Annotated in this window: 18 protein-coding genes and 1 pseudogene; 10 read left to right on the top strand and 9 right to left on the bottom strand. The window is 28.9% G+C overall.

Annotated features, from left to right (window positions below; translation table 11 throughout):
• The first annotated feature begins 44 nt into the window (after nucleotides 1–44).
• Together BLT88_RS04700 and BLT88_RS04695 are read left to right on the top strand one after the other, a co-directional pair.
• On the top strand, nucleotides 45–707 hold the full coding sequence (locus BLT88_RS04700; protein ID WP_091953345.1) for an ATPase: 663 nt from the start codon (nucleotides 45–47) through the stop codon (nucleotides 705–707).
• Nucleotides 708–789: 82 nt separating this feature from the next.
• Nucleotides 790–2,169: an RNA-binding domain-containing protein gene (locus BLT88_RS04695; RefSeq protein ID WP_091953344.1), complete on the top strand. Its 1,380-nt coding sequence runs from the start codon at nucleotides 790–792 to the stop codon at nucleotides 2,167–2,169.
• Between the two features lie 27 nt (nucleotides 2,170–2,196).
• Here BLT88_RS04695 and BLT88_RS04690 read toward each other — a convergent pair whose 3' ends face one another.
• The 5 genes from BLT88_RS04690 to BLT88_RS14225 are packed head-to-tail and all read right to left on the bottom strand — an operon-like array spanning nucleotide 2,197 to nucleotide 4,927.
• Nucleotides 2,197–2,856 (bottom strand): hypothetical protein, encoded by a 660-nt coding sequence (locus BLT88_RS04690; RefSeq protein ID WP_091953342.1) that lies wholly within the window; start codon nucleotides 2,854–2,856, stop codon nucleotides 2,197–2,199.
• Entirely contained in the window at nucleotides 2,856–3,842 is a 987-nt protein-coding gene (locus tag BLT88_RS04685; RefSeq protein ID WP_091953341.1) for an adenylate/guanylate cyclase domain-containing protein, read from the bottom strand. Before BLT88_RS04685 ends, BLT88_RS04690 begins: the two co-directional genes overlap by 1 nt.
• 10 nt (nucleotides 3,843–3,852) lie before the next feature.
• Complete coding sequence (locus BLT88_RS04680) at nucleotides 3,853–4,338, bottom strand: Pycsar system effector family protein (protein WP_091953340.1); 486 nt, start codon at nucleotides 4,336–4,338, stop codon at nucleotides 3,853–3,855.
• The gene (locus tag BLT88_RS04675) at nucleotides 4,325–4,750 is read right to left on the bottom strand and encodes a lecithin retinol acyltransferase family protein (protein WP_091953339.1); all 426 of its coding nucleotides are present in this window, start codon (nucleotides 4,748–4,750) and stop codon (nucleotides 4,325–4,327) included. The genes BLT88_RS04680 and BLT88_RS04675 overlap by 14 nt, the downstream gene beginning before the upstream one ends.
• 3 nt (nucleotides 4,751–4,753) lie before the next feature.
• The gene (locus tag BLT88_RS14225; RefSeq protein WP_172824258.1) at nucleotides 4,754–4,927 is read right to left on the bottom strand and encodes a hypothetical protein; all 174 of its coding nucleotides are present in this window, start codon (nucleotides 4,925–4,927) and stop codon (nucleotides 4,754–4,756) included.
• Nucleotides 4,928–5,111: 184 nt separating this feature from the next.
• Here BLT88_RS14225 and BLT88_RS04670 point away from each other — a divergent pair, with 184 nt between their 5' ends.
• From BLT88_RS04670 to BLT88_RS04660, 3 genes are all read left to right on the top strand, one after another.
• A complete protein-coding gene (locus tag BLT88_RS04670; protein ID WP_091953337.1) occupies nucleotides 5,112–5,582 on the top strand; it encodes a hypothetical protein in 471 nt (156 codons plus the stop codon).
• Between the two features lie 119 nt (nucleotides 5,583–5,701).
• The gene (locus tag BLT88_RS04665; RefSeq protein WP_091953336.1) at nucleotides 5,702–6,100 is read left to right on the top strand and encodes a hypothetical protein; all 399 of its coding nucleotides are present in this window, start codon (nucleotides 5,702–5,704) and stop codon (nucleotides 6,098–6,100) included.
• Nucleotides 6,084–6,884: an ImmA/IrrE family metallo-endopeptidase gene (locus BLT88_RS04660; protein ID WP_157691127.1), complete on the top strand. Its 801-nt coding sequence runs from the start codon at nucleotides 6,084–6,086 to the stop codon at nucleotides 6,882–6,884. Before BLT88_RS04665 ends, BLT88_RS04660 begins: the two co-directional genes overlap by 17 nt.
• A gap of 962 nt (nucleotides 6,885–7,846) precedes the next feature.
• Here the strand turns inward: BLT88_RS04660 and BLT88_RS04655 are convergent.
• The 4 genes from BLT88_RS04655 to BLT88_RS04640 are packed head-to-tail and all read right to left on the bottom strand — an operon-like array spanning nucleotide 7,847 to nucleotide 9,449.
• A complete protein-coding gene (locus tag BLT88_RS04655; protein WP_091953333.1) occupies nucleotides 7,847–8,044 on the bottom strand; it encodes a hypothetical protein in 198 nt (65 codons plus the stop codon).
• A 1-nt stretch (nucleotide 8,045) separates the two neighbouring features.
• Complete coding sequence (locus tag BLT88_RS04650; protein WP_091953331.1) at nucleotides 8,046–8,291, bottom strand: hypothetical protein; 246 nt, start codon at nucleotides 8,289–8,291, stop codon at nucleotides 8,046–8,048.
• A complete protein-coding gene (locus tag BLT88_RS04645; RefSeq protein WP_091953324.1) occupies nucleotides 8,269–8,691 on the bottom strand; it encodes a DUF5675 family protein in 423 nt (140 codons plus the stop codon). Before BLT88_RS04645 ends, BLT88_RS04650 begins: the two co-directional genes overlap by 23 nt.
• Nucleotides 8,692–8,693: 2 nt before the next feature.
• Complete coding sequence (locus tag BLT88_RS04640) at nucleotides 8,694–9,449, bottom strand: hypothetical protein (protein WP_091953323.1); 756 nt, start codon at nucleotides 9,447–9,449, stop codon at nucleotides 8,694–8,696.
• A 222-nt stretch (nucleotides 9,450–9,671) separates the two neighbouring features.
• On the opposite strand from BLT88_RS04640, the gene BLT88_RS04635 reads away from it, so the two are divergent.
• The 5 genes and pseudogenes from BLT88_RS04635 to BLT88_RS04615 all read left to right on the top strand — a co-directional run bounded on the left by BLT88_RS04635 (nucleotide 9,672) and on the right by BLT88_RS04615 (nucleotide 15,422).
• Nucleotides 9,672–9,866: a hypothetical protein gene (locus tag BLT88_RS04635; protein ID WP_091953321.1), complete on the top strand. Its 195-nt coding sequence runs from the start codon at nucleotides 9,672–9,674 to the stop codon at nucleotides 9,864–9,866.
• Nucleotides 9,867–10,129: 263 nt separating this feature from the next.
• Entirely contained in the window at nucleotides 10,130–10,375 is a 246-nt protein-coding gene (locus tag BLT88_RS14475) for a GIY-YIG nuclease family protein (RefSeq protein WP_197675653.1), read from the top strand.
• Between the two features lie 155 nt (nucleotides 10,376–10,530).
• Nucleotides 10,531–10,707 (top strand): annotated as a pseudogene (locus tag BLT88_RS14470) (GIY-YIG nuclease family protein); the annotation flags it as partial.
• Nucleotides 10,708–10,786: 79 nt separating this feature from the next.
• Nucleotides 10,787–11,038, top strand: a complete 252-nt coding sequence (locus tag BLT88_RS14465) for a GIY-YIG nuclease family protein (RefSeq protein WP_091953316.1) — start codon at nucleotides 10,787–10,789, stop codon at nucleotides 11,036–11,038.
• A 388-nt stretch (nucleotides 11,039–11,426) separates the two neighbouring features.
• Nucleotides 11,427–15,422, top strand: a complete 3,996-nt coding sequence (locus BLT88_RS04615; RefSeq protein WP_091953315.1) for a two-component regulator propeller domain-containing protein — start codon at nucleotides 11,427–11,429, stop codon at nucleotides 15,420–15,422.
• Nucleotides 15,423–15,464: the final 42 nt, after the last annotated feature.

Raw genomic sequence — 15,464 nt, 5'->3', positions numbered from 1 at the left:
AAAGTTAATCTGTTATTCCTTCGAAGGCAGAAATCTAAAAAAAAATGAATATTAAAACACCTCACATAATTCAAGAAGGAAGCGTCCAATTTCAATTAGGCTCACAAAAGGGAAATCAAATAATATATGATTTTCCAAAAATGTTAATCTATTTAGAAGCAAAAGGAAAATTATTGTTTGGTAAGAATTTCAAAATATATTCAGAAGATGAATCTGTTTTATATAAATTATGTCTTTATTTTATTCGTGATTTTGAAGCTTGCAAAAAATTAAAAATAGATCCTAACAAAGGTATTTTATTGTCAGGTCCAGTAGGTTGTGGTAAAACAAGTCTAATGCAGTTATTACCGTTTATTGTACCTCATCAAAATCAACATAGTCTAATACCAGCAAGAAATATCACTTTCAGTTTTAATAAAAGCGGTTTTAAAATTATTGAAGATTATGGCAATAATGGTTTTTACTGTTTTGATGATTTAGGTGTAGAAACCACAGGAAGACATTTTGGTAAAGATTGCAATGTAATGGGTGAAATACTATTATCTCGCTATGATTTATACTTAAAACGTAAAATTAGAACACATACAACTACAAACTTAAATGCACAAGAATTAGAGAGTAGATATGGGATTCGAGTACGTTCAAGAATGCGTGAATTCTTTAATTTAATTGCTTTTGATAAAGAAAGTTCAGATAAACGAAAATAGTTTTTAAACGATAAGTTGCAATACAAAGATGAAAAGCAAAACAATTTTAATAGATTTGTTAATCTCAATGAGCAACTAATTTATGTTAACTATCAACGAAATAACATCACTTATAAATTCAGGAGAAGGCTTTAATCTTGAATTTAAAATAAGAATTCCAAATAAAATAAAAGAGGTTACAGAAGAAATTTGTGCCTTTGCAAATGCATCTGGTGGTACTGTTATTCTTGGTGTTGATGATACTAATAATATTCAAGGAGTTATTTTTAACAATGCAAAACGTTCCGCTTTGCAGAATTCAATAAATGAAATCACACCAACATTACATTGCAATATTTACACGATAACTATTGATAAAAAAGAAATTGTAATAATTGAAGTTCCTTCAGGTGTAAATAAACCATATGTCCTTTCGGGAGCAATTTATGTTCGTCAAGGTCCTAATTCTCAAAAATTAACTACGGTAGAAGAAATGAGAGATTTCTTTCAGCAAGCTGATAAGATTTATTACGATGAAGCGCCTTGTAAAACAATTGATATTACTAAAGATATTCCTGATACTAATATCAATCAATTTAGAGAATTAGCAGGTTTAGGTACTACAGTTTCTAACGAACAAGTATTCAATAATTTAAAATTAGTAACCAAAGAAGATTTTCTTAAAAATGGCGCTACTTTATTCTTTGCAGAAAATCCAGAACATTTTTTTGAAAAAGCAGTAATTAGGTGTATTGTTTTTGATGGTATTGATAAAAGATATATTACTGATGATAAAATAATGCCTGGTACTTTATATCAGCAATTTCTTCAAACAATGACTTGGTTAAGAACAAAACTAAATGTGCGTTACGATATTGAAGGAAATGGTTCACAACCTCGAAAAGAAATTTGGGAAATTCCCGAAACAGTTTTTAAAGAAGCTATTATTAATGCTTTAGCACATAGAGATTATTATGATAAAGGAGCTTGTATTTCTGTGGAAGTTTTTAATGATAGAATTGAAATTTCTAATCCTGGAGGTTTAGTGAGTGGAATTCCTAAAAATGAATTTGGAAAAAGAAGCTTAAGTAGAAATCCTTTGATATTTGGTCTTTTTGAAAGAATAAGAATGGTAGAACAAGTAGGTTCTGGTATTAGTAGAATGAGAGATTTAATGTTAGAAAATAGTTTAACTCCACCTGAATTTAATACTGAAGGAATATTTACGGTAACATTTAGAAGACCTTTCGACTTTAATAAGTGGGTAGATAAGTGGGTAGATAACCTAACAGATAATAGAATTAATATTATCAAAGCAATTCATAAAAACAATAAAGTTTCTAAAAGAGAATTAGAAGAAATAGTGGAGTTAAGTGCTACTGCCATTGATAATAATCTAAATGCTTTAAAAGATCGTGGGCTTATTGAAAGAGTAGGAAGCGCAAAAGGTGGTCATTGGAAAATAAGCTACATACTTCCATAAGTGGGTAGAAAGAGTGGGTAATAAAAGTTAAAGGTTATTATATTTTAGAATTTCATTTTTAACAATATCTAAATCTTCTTTAAGTTGTTCCAAACCGTACCTCTCTATTTTTAAAACTTTAATTTTACAACATCTTTTAAATTTCTTATTACTACAAATTGGACATAAATCATTATTTCCAATTTTAACTTTTCCTATTCCAATTTCAATAATTTTTTCAATATATAAAAGATTGTCTGTTTCTAATTCTTCTTTATAAAATTGCAGAATACCTTTTTCGTGGTGCGCAAATTCTCCGTTTGCATATTTACCAGTTTTTAATTTATACTGATGATTTGCAAAAAATGGATAAATAATTTTCTTATAAAAATTAATTAAATTGATACCACTTCTTTTTGCTAAAATTAATTTGTGAGGTATTGCAAGACAGCATAAACCTTCATCCGATATGTGAAAATCCCAACTTCTATCAATATTTTTAGTTGTTTCAACAACTATAGGTGTAACGTGAGGATAATTATTAGTTGGTACAAATACATCGATACCATAATTTCCCCAAGGCACATTATTAATATCAAAAACAGTAATAATACCACTTAAAATAACACACTTTTCATTTTCAGTAATTTTGAAATTATAATAGGTATTCAAAAAATTATGTATGTCTTTTTTAAGTGCAGAATTCATTAAAAATGATAATAAGGTTTATTTATTTCTGCAATTGGGCTTAAGTAAATTGGATTTAATATTGGTGCTACTGTATTACCAATGTTTAAAATTAAATCACCATCTATGTTTTGTTTTGCGAAATCATTATCTACTAGATATCTTTCCCAATTAAAATCATATTGATTATAAAATCGCCCATCTTCATAATCCCAAATAGGTTTAGACTTTACTTTAAAATACTTGTCAGAAGAAGAAATTTGATTTATAATATTTTGCCCGGTAACGATTCCGTTTGAGGTTGCATTAGCTTGCATTTTAGGTGCAAGACTTGTATGCAAACTACAAGTAGTGACTTCTCCTGAATCCCCTAACCCAGAGTACATCCAAAGTACTTGGTTGTCGTGTCCTAAATCAATCCCTGCTCTTGTGTATATTTCTTTAATCCCTTGCGAATCAAAATAGTCTTTTAAATCATTTTTCACAAAATAAGAAATCATAGCAAAAGCTTTTAAAGAGTCTTTTGTAGCTTGTTTTTTCTCAATATTTTTTCCGCCAAAATAAACCATCAATCCATCACCCTGAATTCGATGCACATAACCACCACATAAATTTACAGCAAGAATAGACGCTTTAATAATACTTTCAGTAATTAAAGCTACAGTAACTAAAGCAAAATTATTGTAAAGTTGTGTGCTCTTTTTTACATCAACAAAAGCTGAAATAATCCAATGCTTTTCAGTGTTATTAGTGTATTGTAAATTTGCAAAATCAGGATGATTTCCTAATCTTGGTAAATTCTCAACTGTTGGTGCATTGAGTCCCTTGACTAAACGAGAAGATTCATTTAGATTTTCTAAACCAGGTAACTCATTTCGTAATTCATTAATGTAACTTGTGTCAAAATCTGACTCTGGTTGTTTTGAAAAAAGTTTAATGTAATTGTTTCTCGGATCTTTATCTACTGCTTTTTTGATAACATCCAAATACGGATTAAAAATACTCATAATTTTAATTTTATAGATTGGTTAATATTGTTATAAAAATTAATAGAAGCATAAAGAATTGTGTAACCAATAATATGCCTGCTAATTTTAGTTTTGTGAATTTTTTTGTCAAACCTTGTGAAAGGACAAAAGTTTGTGACCTTAAATCTTTTAATTCTTCCTTTTCATTATAATTTTTAGAAGTTTTATTGAATTCAGATTGTGTCATTTTAGATATTGCTCCAAAATAATAGATAGATTTTGGTTTAGTTGAAAAAAATGGAATACTTGCAATAGATAATACGATTAGATTTACAATACCCGTAAGTAATAATATCCAAACAATAACTTGCCCTAAAACAATTAATTCCTTAACAATATTGGTCTGCGTCAGTAATACAATAATACCACCAGTTATGAAAGTATTAATGGCAATATAAACAGCTGATTTATTATTAACACTATCAAAATAATGATCAAATCTATTTATAGTATATTTCAATCTATCTTTTTCCATCTCCACTAGTAATTAGTTTTAAAGTGAATAAACCAGCCAGTATTAAAAAACCATTAGTAACTTGATTACTTGTTTCTTTACCATATTGCACCCAATTAGCAAAATGTTCACAATTGAAGCCTAAAAAGCTGTAAGGTTGTCCTAACTTTTGCTTAACTCTAAATATGGCTTCTCTTGCATCTAATTGTGTTCCAGTAAATTTTCTAATTTCAACCGGTTCGTAAACTTTAAGCAAATCATAAAGTTCATTATGTGTTACTTGTTTTACACTTCCTTTTAAATTTCCAACAAATATCCCATTACCTAAATAGACGATGTAGTGATTTAGAATTCTTCCTAAACCCACTCTTTTTTTAGCTACAATGACATCTATTGGTTTTAAACTATTTAATAATTTATTATAATTTTCCATAACTTAATTTTCTTTTCGAACTCCTTTAAATTTTCCCCCTGTAGTTTTTACATCCATAAATCTGCCTGTTTCAGTATCTCTCTTTACATAGAGTTTTATTTTTGGATTTAATACTTGTGTGCGTCCTTTGACAGCTCCTTTTCTTGCGTTATCTCCTATTGGTGCGTTTTTAGCCATTCTTTATTTTTAAGATTATTATTTATGTATTTATAAGTTTATGCTCACAATTTTTTATATTTTGCCGTAATTAATGGATATGAGCAGTATCTAACTCCTTTACAATTGTCTATGCTCATAGGTTTTGTTTTTTTTCCATTCATTTGGATATTTTTTAATTATAATGAGCATACTCTATTGAAATATGGCTGAAGCAAGTAAAAAAGAAATTCTTGAGCATCTTGATTCTATCGATTTAAATGAACTTTTAGATAGAATGGAAAACTATGTTCGTAACCGATTCTATGATAAATCAGAGAAGGAACGGAACGGGTTTGATTATGTTGATTTTTGTTATAATGTTTTAGTTAAAGCTACTAATGGTATTAGAAATTGGGATAAAGAAAAAACCTCTTTTGATAAGTTTATTTTTGGTTCATTAAGAAGTGATTTGTATAATTTTTTTAGGAAACAAAAACTTAAAAAGAATAACAAAGCCGATTCAGATTATACGGAACAAGAAACTTATTTAATTGAACTAAATGATTTTATTGAAATAGACGAAATTGTTACAAAAGATGAACCTCCAGATATAGATTTTGAAGATATATCAAAAGATGCACTTAAATCTTTAAGAGAGCAAGGAGCAAATAAATTAGAAATAGAAGTATTTTAATGTTGGCTATCTGGATATTATAAACCTAAAGAGATAGCTGAATTATGTGGTACAAATACTATAGAGATAAATAACACTATTAAGAAACTTTCTAGAAAAACTATCAAGCTAAAAGAAAAATGGATAAGCTTAAAAATATAATAGATAAAGGTATTACTGAAAACTATCTTTACAGTAACATCAATGATATTCGTCAAAATTTATCTGATTACGGTGTTAATTTGGTAGATAATCGTAAGCGTCAGAATAAAATGATTAAACAATTAAAGTTCAAACTACGCTCAACTATTAATAAAGAAAAATATGATAACCTTTTACTTAAAGCAACAGAATCATTCCAAGAAGCTATCAATAAAGGTTTAGAAAAACCAATTGCTTATTTAAATAATCTTATTCGAGAAAATCAATTAGTAGTTCAATACAATAAACTAGATAAGTTAAGTCCTGATGAGATAAAAGAGATAATTAAAGATCAAAATTTAATTGAAATAATTGAGTTACTTGAAAACGAACAGTAAGGGGAAAAATAAAGCCAAAGAAATCTTAAATGAAATTGGTTTTGATGAAATAACTGAACTATCAAATATAGATTTAGTTAGTGGTTTTGGTATAATTTTCATATCTGAACCTTTAAATAATGCTGATGGTAAAATAATAAGAGGTAAAACAAAAACTATAATTAAAGTTAACTCACAAATACCATATGCAGAAAGAATTCGCTATGTCATAGCTCACGAATTAGGACACTATTTTTTACACGATAAATTAGAAATTCATACAGATAATTCTAAAACGTTAAATTGGTTTAAAGTAGAGGATCAAGCAAAAAGAGGTCTGCAAGAATACGAAGCAAATGATTTTGCTTCAGAATTATTAATGCCAGAAAATGTTTTTCGGAAATTCATTGAACATAAACCTTTTAGCCCATCAATAATTAAGGAAATATCAAATAGATTTCAGACTAGTTTAACATCTGTAGTTTATAGATTAATAACTTTAGATATTTTTCCATTATTAGTTGTTTTTATTTCTGACGGAATAGTTAGATATTGGCGTAAATCTCCTGATTTAAAAGGATGGTTAAAAGATGTTACTAAACTTTCTCCACCTGAAGATTCGGTTGCAAAAGAATATATAGATGCTGATTATGATTTTATATATAAAGGAGAGGAAAAAGCCCAAGAAATAGAACGTTCAACTTGGTTTAAACTTTATGAAAATCAAGAAGATTCAGATTTTATGGAATATTGTATACCCACAAAGCAATATAAAACTATTATTAGCATTATTTGGGAAGATTAATTCCCCACAAACCAAAATCCAGTTTGTTGCAAAAGCAAAAAACGGCTGTCTTTTGGTTTGTTCCGCGCGCCAATGCAAGTTTAGCGTTTTAAAACTCTATAGGTAGTTGCATTTTAGAGCTTGTTTCATTCGCAAACTCATTCACAACTCTAAAAATCAACGTGTTTTTATTATTTCATAAAACACAAAACTCCCCAAAGCTATCTTTACATAATGCGCAGTTATAGCCCTCTTCCTTAAAAACTCCAGGGTCTATAACGCCATTATGTAAAATAGCCGCTCATCCAACGCTCACATAGGATAGTAATAATGAAGTTTAGATATTTAAATAACAATTCTTTTTTATGCATTGTTTATATAAGTGCTTGTTGGTAGTTTGAAATTAACATTGATAAAATTATTGAAATTTCAGTTTATAAAAGAAATTGTAAAGCACCTATAAAATCAAGAAAAAGCCAATAAGAATATATTTTTTTATTTGTAGGGGAATTGGATAATATTGTTTTCACAAAAGCAAATGCTAATCCAAGTTTAAAAACAATTTAGTATCCATAGAAATTTAGATACAATAAACACATTTTTCGAGGCATTCACTTTTTACAAAAACAATCAGAAAAATAGTACAGAACAAATAAAAAAATACACACTTATTCTCGCTTCTGCCAGCGCACTACGTACTTCGTCTTTAATAATTTCCATTCAATCGCCATTGGGCTAACATTTTTAAAGATTGAGAAACTCCACGCTCAAACCCACCTCTGTTTCTCAATCTTTAAAAACGATAATATTCGTTGACATTTTTTCCTTATCTCATTCATCTGCACAAAAATTCTGCTAAATTCATTTAGTTTCTTTATCAAAATTCTTTGTTTGTCTCATTTCGTTAAGTAAAAAATAATGTAGAGCAAATAAAAAAGGACACTTAAAATATAAATGTCCTTTTCTGATACTAATTTTTGATATTATTTTTTGCGTTGTTTTTTAATGGTTTTTACGAAGTGTTTCATCATAATTGAAGCAATAAAACTAACGATTGCTCCCAAAGTAGCTAATACAATCGTTGTAATAATATCTTCTGAACCAATATGAGTAATTGCTGATAAAAATGTTCCGCCCAAAACACCAACACTTAAATTAGGATGTGAGGCTTGAAAACTCATATTACTTATTTTTTTGAGTTGTTACAGATCCTTCCTTTTCCTTATTATCAGAAACTACAGCTTGACTTACTGCAGTTGCCACAGTTCCTGCAACTGTCATATAAGTAGCAATGGTTACAATAGTTGCTGGTTTAGCAATAGGAGCTGCAATAATTGCTCCACCTGCTGTAGCTAATGCAATGCCAATATTTCTTAATACTCTAAAAAATTTTGGAGTAGGTTTTTTATAACGTTCTATAATTTTCATAATTCTGTGATTTAACGATTAATATTATTTTTTCCTTTCGGTCTTTAGCTTGATAAACCAAAGACAGTAATTTTTGCATTGCATCCCTTGAGTGAATCCCTTTTCCAACACCACTTAAATAAGTTACTGGAGCAATACAACCCTCTAAATCTCTTTTTGCATCATTTGCAGGATGAAATAAAATAAAGCTTCTGTTGGCTACATTTTTTAATATCAAATGATGTTTAAACTTTTTAGAAAAGCGAGGAATAATTTTATATTTTCCTTCTGGTATGCAGGAAATATTTCGAGTATTATTTATCCAGGGCAATTCAATAGTATGGCAAAGAAATTTATTTGAAGTAAAGAGAGTACCATTGGTACCCTCTTCAAAATAACTTCTATGAAGAATTAACTCCATTTTTAAGGTTTGTCAATAATGGTAACAGACAATGCATTGTAAGTGCCATTTTTCAAAGAATACATTTGTCCATTTACCTCCTGGTAAAATTCAACTCCTAACACTTGTACTACAGGTAAGGTAGAATTTGGAGTTATTGAAGCTGTCAAAGCAATTACAGCTGTATTTGCAACAGTATAAGGTAAAATTGCAGTTTCGTCATTTTCAAAAGTTGAAGTTTCATTTACAAAATCTAATTCTGAAGCACCCATTACAATTTTAAAATGCGTTGTTCCTGCAGGAGCTGCAATTCTAACAGTTGGAGAAAAAGCAGCTAAATTTAAAGTTGCATCTCCAGAAACTCTATCAAATGCTTTTGTAAATGGAGCGAATAAAGTTGCACCTAATTTTCCATTCAAATTAAATTCAAACGCCTCTAAAAGGTTTAAATTACCATCTTGTAAAGTTCTAGCACCTCTTTCATTAACAATATCGGTTTTAGTAACAGCTACTAAAATTTTTGTCAAACGAGAAACCACTCTTTTGTCTTTTGCATTTTGCAAAAGCACACGAATTGCATTTCGTAATACTTTACCTCCTTTTCCAGCTCTTCCAAATTCAGAGCCGTTTTCACGTGTTCTTTGAAACGCAGGATCATTTTGAATTCTACTTTTGTCTACACCTCCTTTTTCGCGAGCGAGGTGTCCATCACTTGTTTTGTAAAAAGAAATACCTCCGATAGTTCCTTTTAGTTTAATAATTCCTGTTTGTTTTGCCATAATTTTTACTTTTTTTATGATTAATATTTCAAATCACGTAACTTTATGGCTGTAATAAAAAAATCAAATTCCGTTTTTGGGTGTTCGTTCCGATAACACCAAAAATGTCATTAAAATATTGATAACACTTTCGTGTTGTCAACATTTTAACAACGCATTATCAACATCATCATAAAAGTATTAAGTCTGTTTTAAGTATTGATAAAGCATAGATAAAGTATAATGAATCACAAGAGAGCTTGTATTTATCCAAAAGACATTCAGCGCATCACAGGGCGTAGTGAAAGGTATGGACGTAAGTTACTGAATGATATCAAAGAATACTTGGATAAAAAGCCACATCAATTTATTACTATTAATGAATTTTCAGAATATTCTGGAATAGAAATTGACATCATTAATCTGTATATTAATTAGTTATAAAACTCCTTTCATAAATCATAAAATTTGCGTAAATTTATGTTGCTTTGTATATATAAGGTTTCTATATTTGCACCACTTTTGTACAAAGCAATTCAAAACGAAAGTTCTTATCATTAAAGTTACCTATTCGGTTACCTCAAAAAGGAAACAACTTGTAACTAATTGATAATTAAAGATATTAGAGTGGTAGTTATAATCCTGCCACCCCGACAAAAAAGCTGAAATCCTAAGATTTTAGCTTTTCTTATTTTATAATAATGTTCACTGTTTATATTCTTTTTTCTAAGCAATTACAAAAGTATTATGTCGGATACTCAAGCAAAAATGCACAAGACAGACTGAAAGAACATCTCTACAATCACAAAGGGTTTACTGCTAAAGCAAAGGATTGGAACATCATTTATAAAATAGAAATGAATTCAAAATCTGAAGCATTAATGCTCGAAAGGAAAATAAAAAAAATAGGTGCTAAAAGATTTTTGAACGAAATCGCGTCACGCTAAAAGCGTGAAGATCGCAGGATTCGAATCCTGCCACCCCGACAAAAAAGCTGAAATCCTAAGATTTTGGCTTTTCTTATTTTATAATAATGTTCACTGTTTATATTCTTTTTTCTAAGCAATTACAAAAGTATTATGTTTGATACTCAAGCAAAAATGCACAAGACAGACTGAAAGAACATCTCTACAATCACAAAGGGTTTACTGCTAGAGCAAAGGATTGGAACATCATTTATAAAATAGAAATGAATTCAAAATCTGAAGCATTAATGCTCGAAAGGAAAATAAAAAAAATAGGTGCTAAAAGATTTTTGAACGAAATCGCGTCACGCTAAAAGCGTGAAGGTCGCAGGTTCGAATCCTGCCAACCCGACAAAAAAGCTGAAATCCTAAGATTTTGGCTTTTCTTATTTTATAATAATATGCACTGTTTATATTCTTTTTTCTAAGCAATTACAAAAGTATTATGTCGGATACTCAAGCAAAAATGCACAAGACAGAGTGAAAGAACATGTCTACAATCACAAAGGGTTTACTGCTAAAGCAAAGGATTGGAACATCATTTATAAAATAGAAATAAATTCAAAATCTGAAGCATTAATGCTTGAAAGGAAAATAAAAAAAATAGGTGCTAAAAGATTTTTGAACGAAATCGCGTCACGCTAAAAGCGTGAAAGTCGCAGGCTCGAATCCTGCCACCCCGTCTATTTTAAACATACAATTTGCATAAAACCTTGATATTCTTATCAAGGTTTTTTAGTTTTAAAAATCCTGCAAACCCCATGGAATTTTAAAGACTAATTACATTATGCTACAAATAGCAAACCAAAAAAAGATCGCCGAATTAAATAAATTTTTATTTCACTAAAAAAGAATTGTTACAGCAATTACAGTAGAAGAAATTAGGCGTATATGCAGTATTTTTATCATAAAACATGGTGCTTTTTAGTATATAATCTCATTTTAACACACCATAAAAATGAATTTGTCTACCTTTAATACTTTCTAAACATTGTACATTTAATTTTTAGTATTCATTTAACCTCTATTTATTTTGACAGTAAAGAAATTTACGCTTTGCATATTATTAGCTGTAATTCATTTTGAATATTACTGTCAAACCCAACCCACTTTCCTAAAAATAGATCAATCTCAAGGATTATCAAGTTCTAGGATAACAGGAATTATAAAAGAAGAAAAAGGTTTTGTTTGGATTGGTACTCAAAATGGCTTGAACAGATACGATGGCTATAACGTAAAAATTTACAATAAACAAAATAGTAACATAGAGTCTAATAATATTTCTAGTCTTTATCTAGATTGTAAAAATAGAATCTGGTTAACTACTTCCGGGGGTGGTTTAAATTTATATGATCGCATAAATGATAAATTTATATCTTACAAAAACTCACAAGAAAAAGAATTTTCTATCATTTCTAACAGAATAAATATTTTAACAGAAAGGGAAGACGGACTTTTTTGGATTGGTACAGAAAAGGGGTTGAGTTTATTTGATCATGATAAGAACATATTTTACAATTTCCCTTTTAAAGAGCAAAATTCTTTAAACATAACCAGCATATACCAAGACAAAAACAACAACTTATGGCTTGGTACTTTTGCTAATGGCTTGTTTTTATTTGATTCAAAAACTAAAAAATTCACAAGTATATCTCAAAATAAAAACCAAATTACAAGTCCTATTAATGCAATTACAAAGCTAAATTCAGATGAAATTTTATTGGGCACCTCTGGTAATGGATTGCTTGTTGTGGATTTAAAAATGCAAAAAATATCTAATTTTTTGAGTCATCATCAACTCTTAAAAGACAAAACTAAAATTACACGTTCTCTTAAGAAAGACAGTAAAGATAATTTATGGATAGGCACAGATGGTTATGGTTTATTAGAAATTCAATACCCTAATAGTAAAGAACCTATTATACGCAATTATACCAATAATGCACAGCTTTACGGCTCTTTATCTGGCAATGCCATTTATGTTATTGCAGAAGATGAAGCTTCTAATATGTGGATAGGAACTGCTTGGAACGGAGTTAGTGTTTTAGATAAAAAAAATAAAACAGGAATCATTTCTAGTGATATAATTGGTAAAAATCCAAGTCCTGTTTTATCAATTTTTCAAAATGATAGAAATATTTATTTGGGGTTAGATGGCAACGGTTTAAACATTTACAATAAGAAAAATAAAAAAGTAAAATACTACACCAATAAAACTCTTGGTGCCAAATACATTCAAAAAATATTCCAGTCTAAAGATAATAATATTTGGTTAGGCACCTTTGGCAATGGGTTAATAAGGTTTAATGATAAAACAAAAGATATTACATCATACAAGAATACATTTTCCAACAACCAATCAATTAGTTTTAATGATGTCAGAGATATTGTAGAAGACGAAAAAAATAATTTATGGATTGCCACTTGGGGTGGTGGTTTAAATTATTTTGATAGAAAAGCAAACACCTTTTCAAGGCAAAATACAGGTATTAACAAAAATATAATCTCTATTTTAAAAGATAAAAACAACATCTGGTTAGCTTCTTATGGCGGTGGTTTGGAGCTTTTTGATATCTATAAAAATAAAGTTATACACTTTAATTACAAAGAAACAGACACTACATCTATAAGCAGTAATAATATTTTTTCACTGCTAAAAGATACAAAAGGGTATTTATGGATAGGCACATCTGGTGCTGGTATCAATAGAATGAACTTAAAAACAAATAAGATACAACGTTTTGAAAATTTTAAAAACATAAAGTACAAAACCATTACATCAATTATAGAAGACGATGATTTTAATATTTGGTTTGGAAGTAAAAAAGGAATCATAAAATATGATTATGAGAACAATACCTTTAAAACTTTTACAAATCTAAAAGGAGATTTTCATATCAACTCTGGTTATAAAGACAAAGCAGGTTTTCTCTATTTTGGAGGCATACATGGTGTTACAAAATTTGACCCTAAGTTGGTAAACAATACCAGTTCACAACCCAAAGTTATAATAAAAAGTTTTAAAATTTTTAACAAAGAAGTAGGTGTTGGTGTCAATGAAATACTAAAAAAAGACATAACCCTAACGAAAGAGATTACTTTAGACTATTTTCATAACGTAATTACCTTTGAATTTGCAGCCCTAAAATTCCCAACCTCAGAAAACTATGAATATTCCATAAAAATGGAAAACTTTGATGAAGATTGGAGAAATATTGGAACCGATAGAACTGCTACCTTTACAAATTTAGCTCCCGGTAATTACACACTAAAAGTAAAAAGTAGAGCATTAAGTGGCAACTGGGGCAATAACTTTACTAGTTTACAAATAAACATTCTAAAGCCTTACTGGCAAACCAATTTGGCATATGCCATTTACGCTATCCTTTTTACAATAGCCATCTATTTGTTTAGAAGATATCTTATTGCATGGGGTAAATTAAAAGCAAGCCTTGAATTAGAAAAAATTAAACTCGAAAAAGACACAGAATTATACAATGCAAAGCAGCAATTCTTTACCAATATTTCTCACGAAATTAGAACACCTGTTACTTTAATCTTAAGTTCTATTAACCGATTGTTTGATACCAATCCTAATAAAGAAAAAGATAAAAGACAAATAAAGGCTTCGCATACCATTAGAAGAAATAGCAATTTATTATTAAGACTAGTAAATGAGTTATTAGATGTTAGAAAACTAGAAACGAATGATGTTGTTTTAAATGTAACAACATCTGATTTTGTTTCATTTACAAGAGAAATTTTTTTATCTTTTGAAGATATCGCTTCAGACAGAGATATAAAATATCGTTTTAAAAGTAACGAGAAAAAAATTCCTTTATGGTTTGATAAAAACCAACTCGAAAAAGTTATTTTTAACTTGCTTTCAAACGCTTTTAAATTTACAGATGATGGTGGATCAATTGATCTTAAGATTGAAACATCATTAAATGAAATTACAATATATGTAAACGATACAGGTATTGGTTTATCTGCAAATGATAAAGAAAAAATATTCAACCGATTTTATCAAGTAAAATATACTCATACACAAAATAACAAAGGTTTTGGTTTAGGCTTGTCTATAGTTAAAGACATTATAGAATTACATAAAGGAAAAATAATTGTAACAAGTCAATTTAAAAAAGGAAGTTCTTTTGAAGTAAGATTATTAAAAGGAAATAAGCATTTTAATTTGAGTATAAATGACGAAAATCCTGAAGAAGAGCAATCAGAAAATTTATTGCAAAAGAAAATTTTAGAAAGGAAAAATAAGCAGGAAACTATTTTAATTGTTGAAGATAATATTGAAATTCAAGAATCTTTAAAAGAAATTTTAGAGGAAGAAGATTATGTTATAAAACAAGCCTACAACGGCGTAGAAGGGCTAAAATTGGCAAACACCTCTTTTCCTAATCTTATTATAACTGATGTAATGATGCCCGAAATGGATGGTATAGAACTCACAAAAATTATAAAATCTAACACTACCACAAGCCACATACCTATAATAATATTAACAGCAAAAACCACATCTGAAGCCAAAAAAGAAGGCATTGAAACTGGCGCAGATGCATACATTACAAAACCTTACAATGAAGATCTCTTAAAAAGCAGAATTAAAAACCTTTTAAAAGGCAGAAAACTCTTAAAAGAAAAATTTGTTTCAAACAATTTATTAAACCCAAAAGAAGTTACAGTAAACTCAAAAGATCAAATCTTTTTAGAGCGCTTATATCTAATTTTAGAAAAAAACTTAGAAACCAACAATGTAAAAGCCCCTATTATAGCAAAACAACTTCATATGAGTCATTCTGCGATGTACAAAAAAATTAAATCTTTAACTGGGCTTACGTATACAGAATTTATTAGAGACTATAGGTTATCTATAGCCAAACAGCTCATAGAAGAAATGGGCTATTCTATAGCAGATACTTGTTATAAAGTGGGGTACTCAGACAGAAGATATTTTAGTAAGCTCTTTAAAAACAAGTTCAAACAAAATCCTTCTTACTATCTAAAAAAATAATTTTTAAGGGCCTATCATAATAAACTATACAATTGCAAGGCA

Source organism: Polaribacter sp. Hel1_33_78, assembly GCF_900106075.1.
Lineage (GTDB): Bacteria > Bacteroidota > Bacteroidia > Flavobacteriales > Flavobacteriaceae > Polaribacter.
This window is presented reverse-complemented; position numbering and strand designations above follow the sequence as displayed.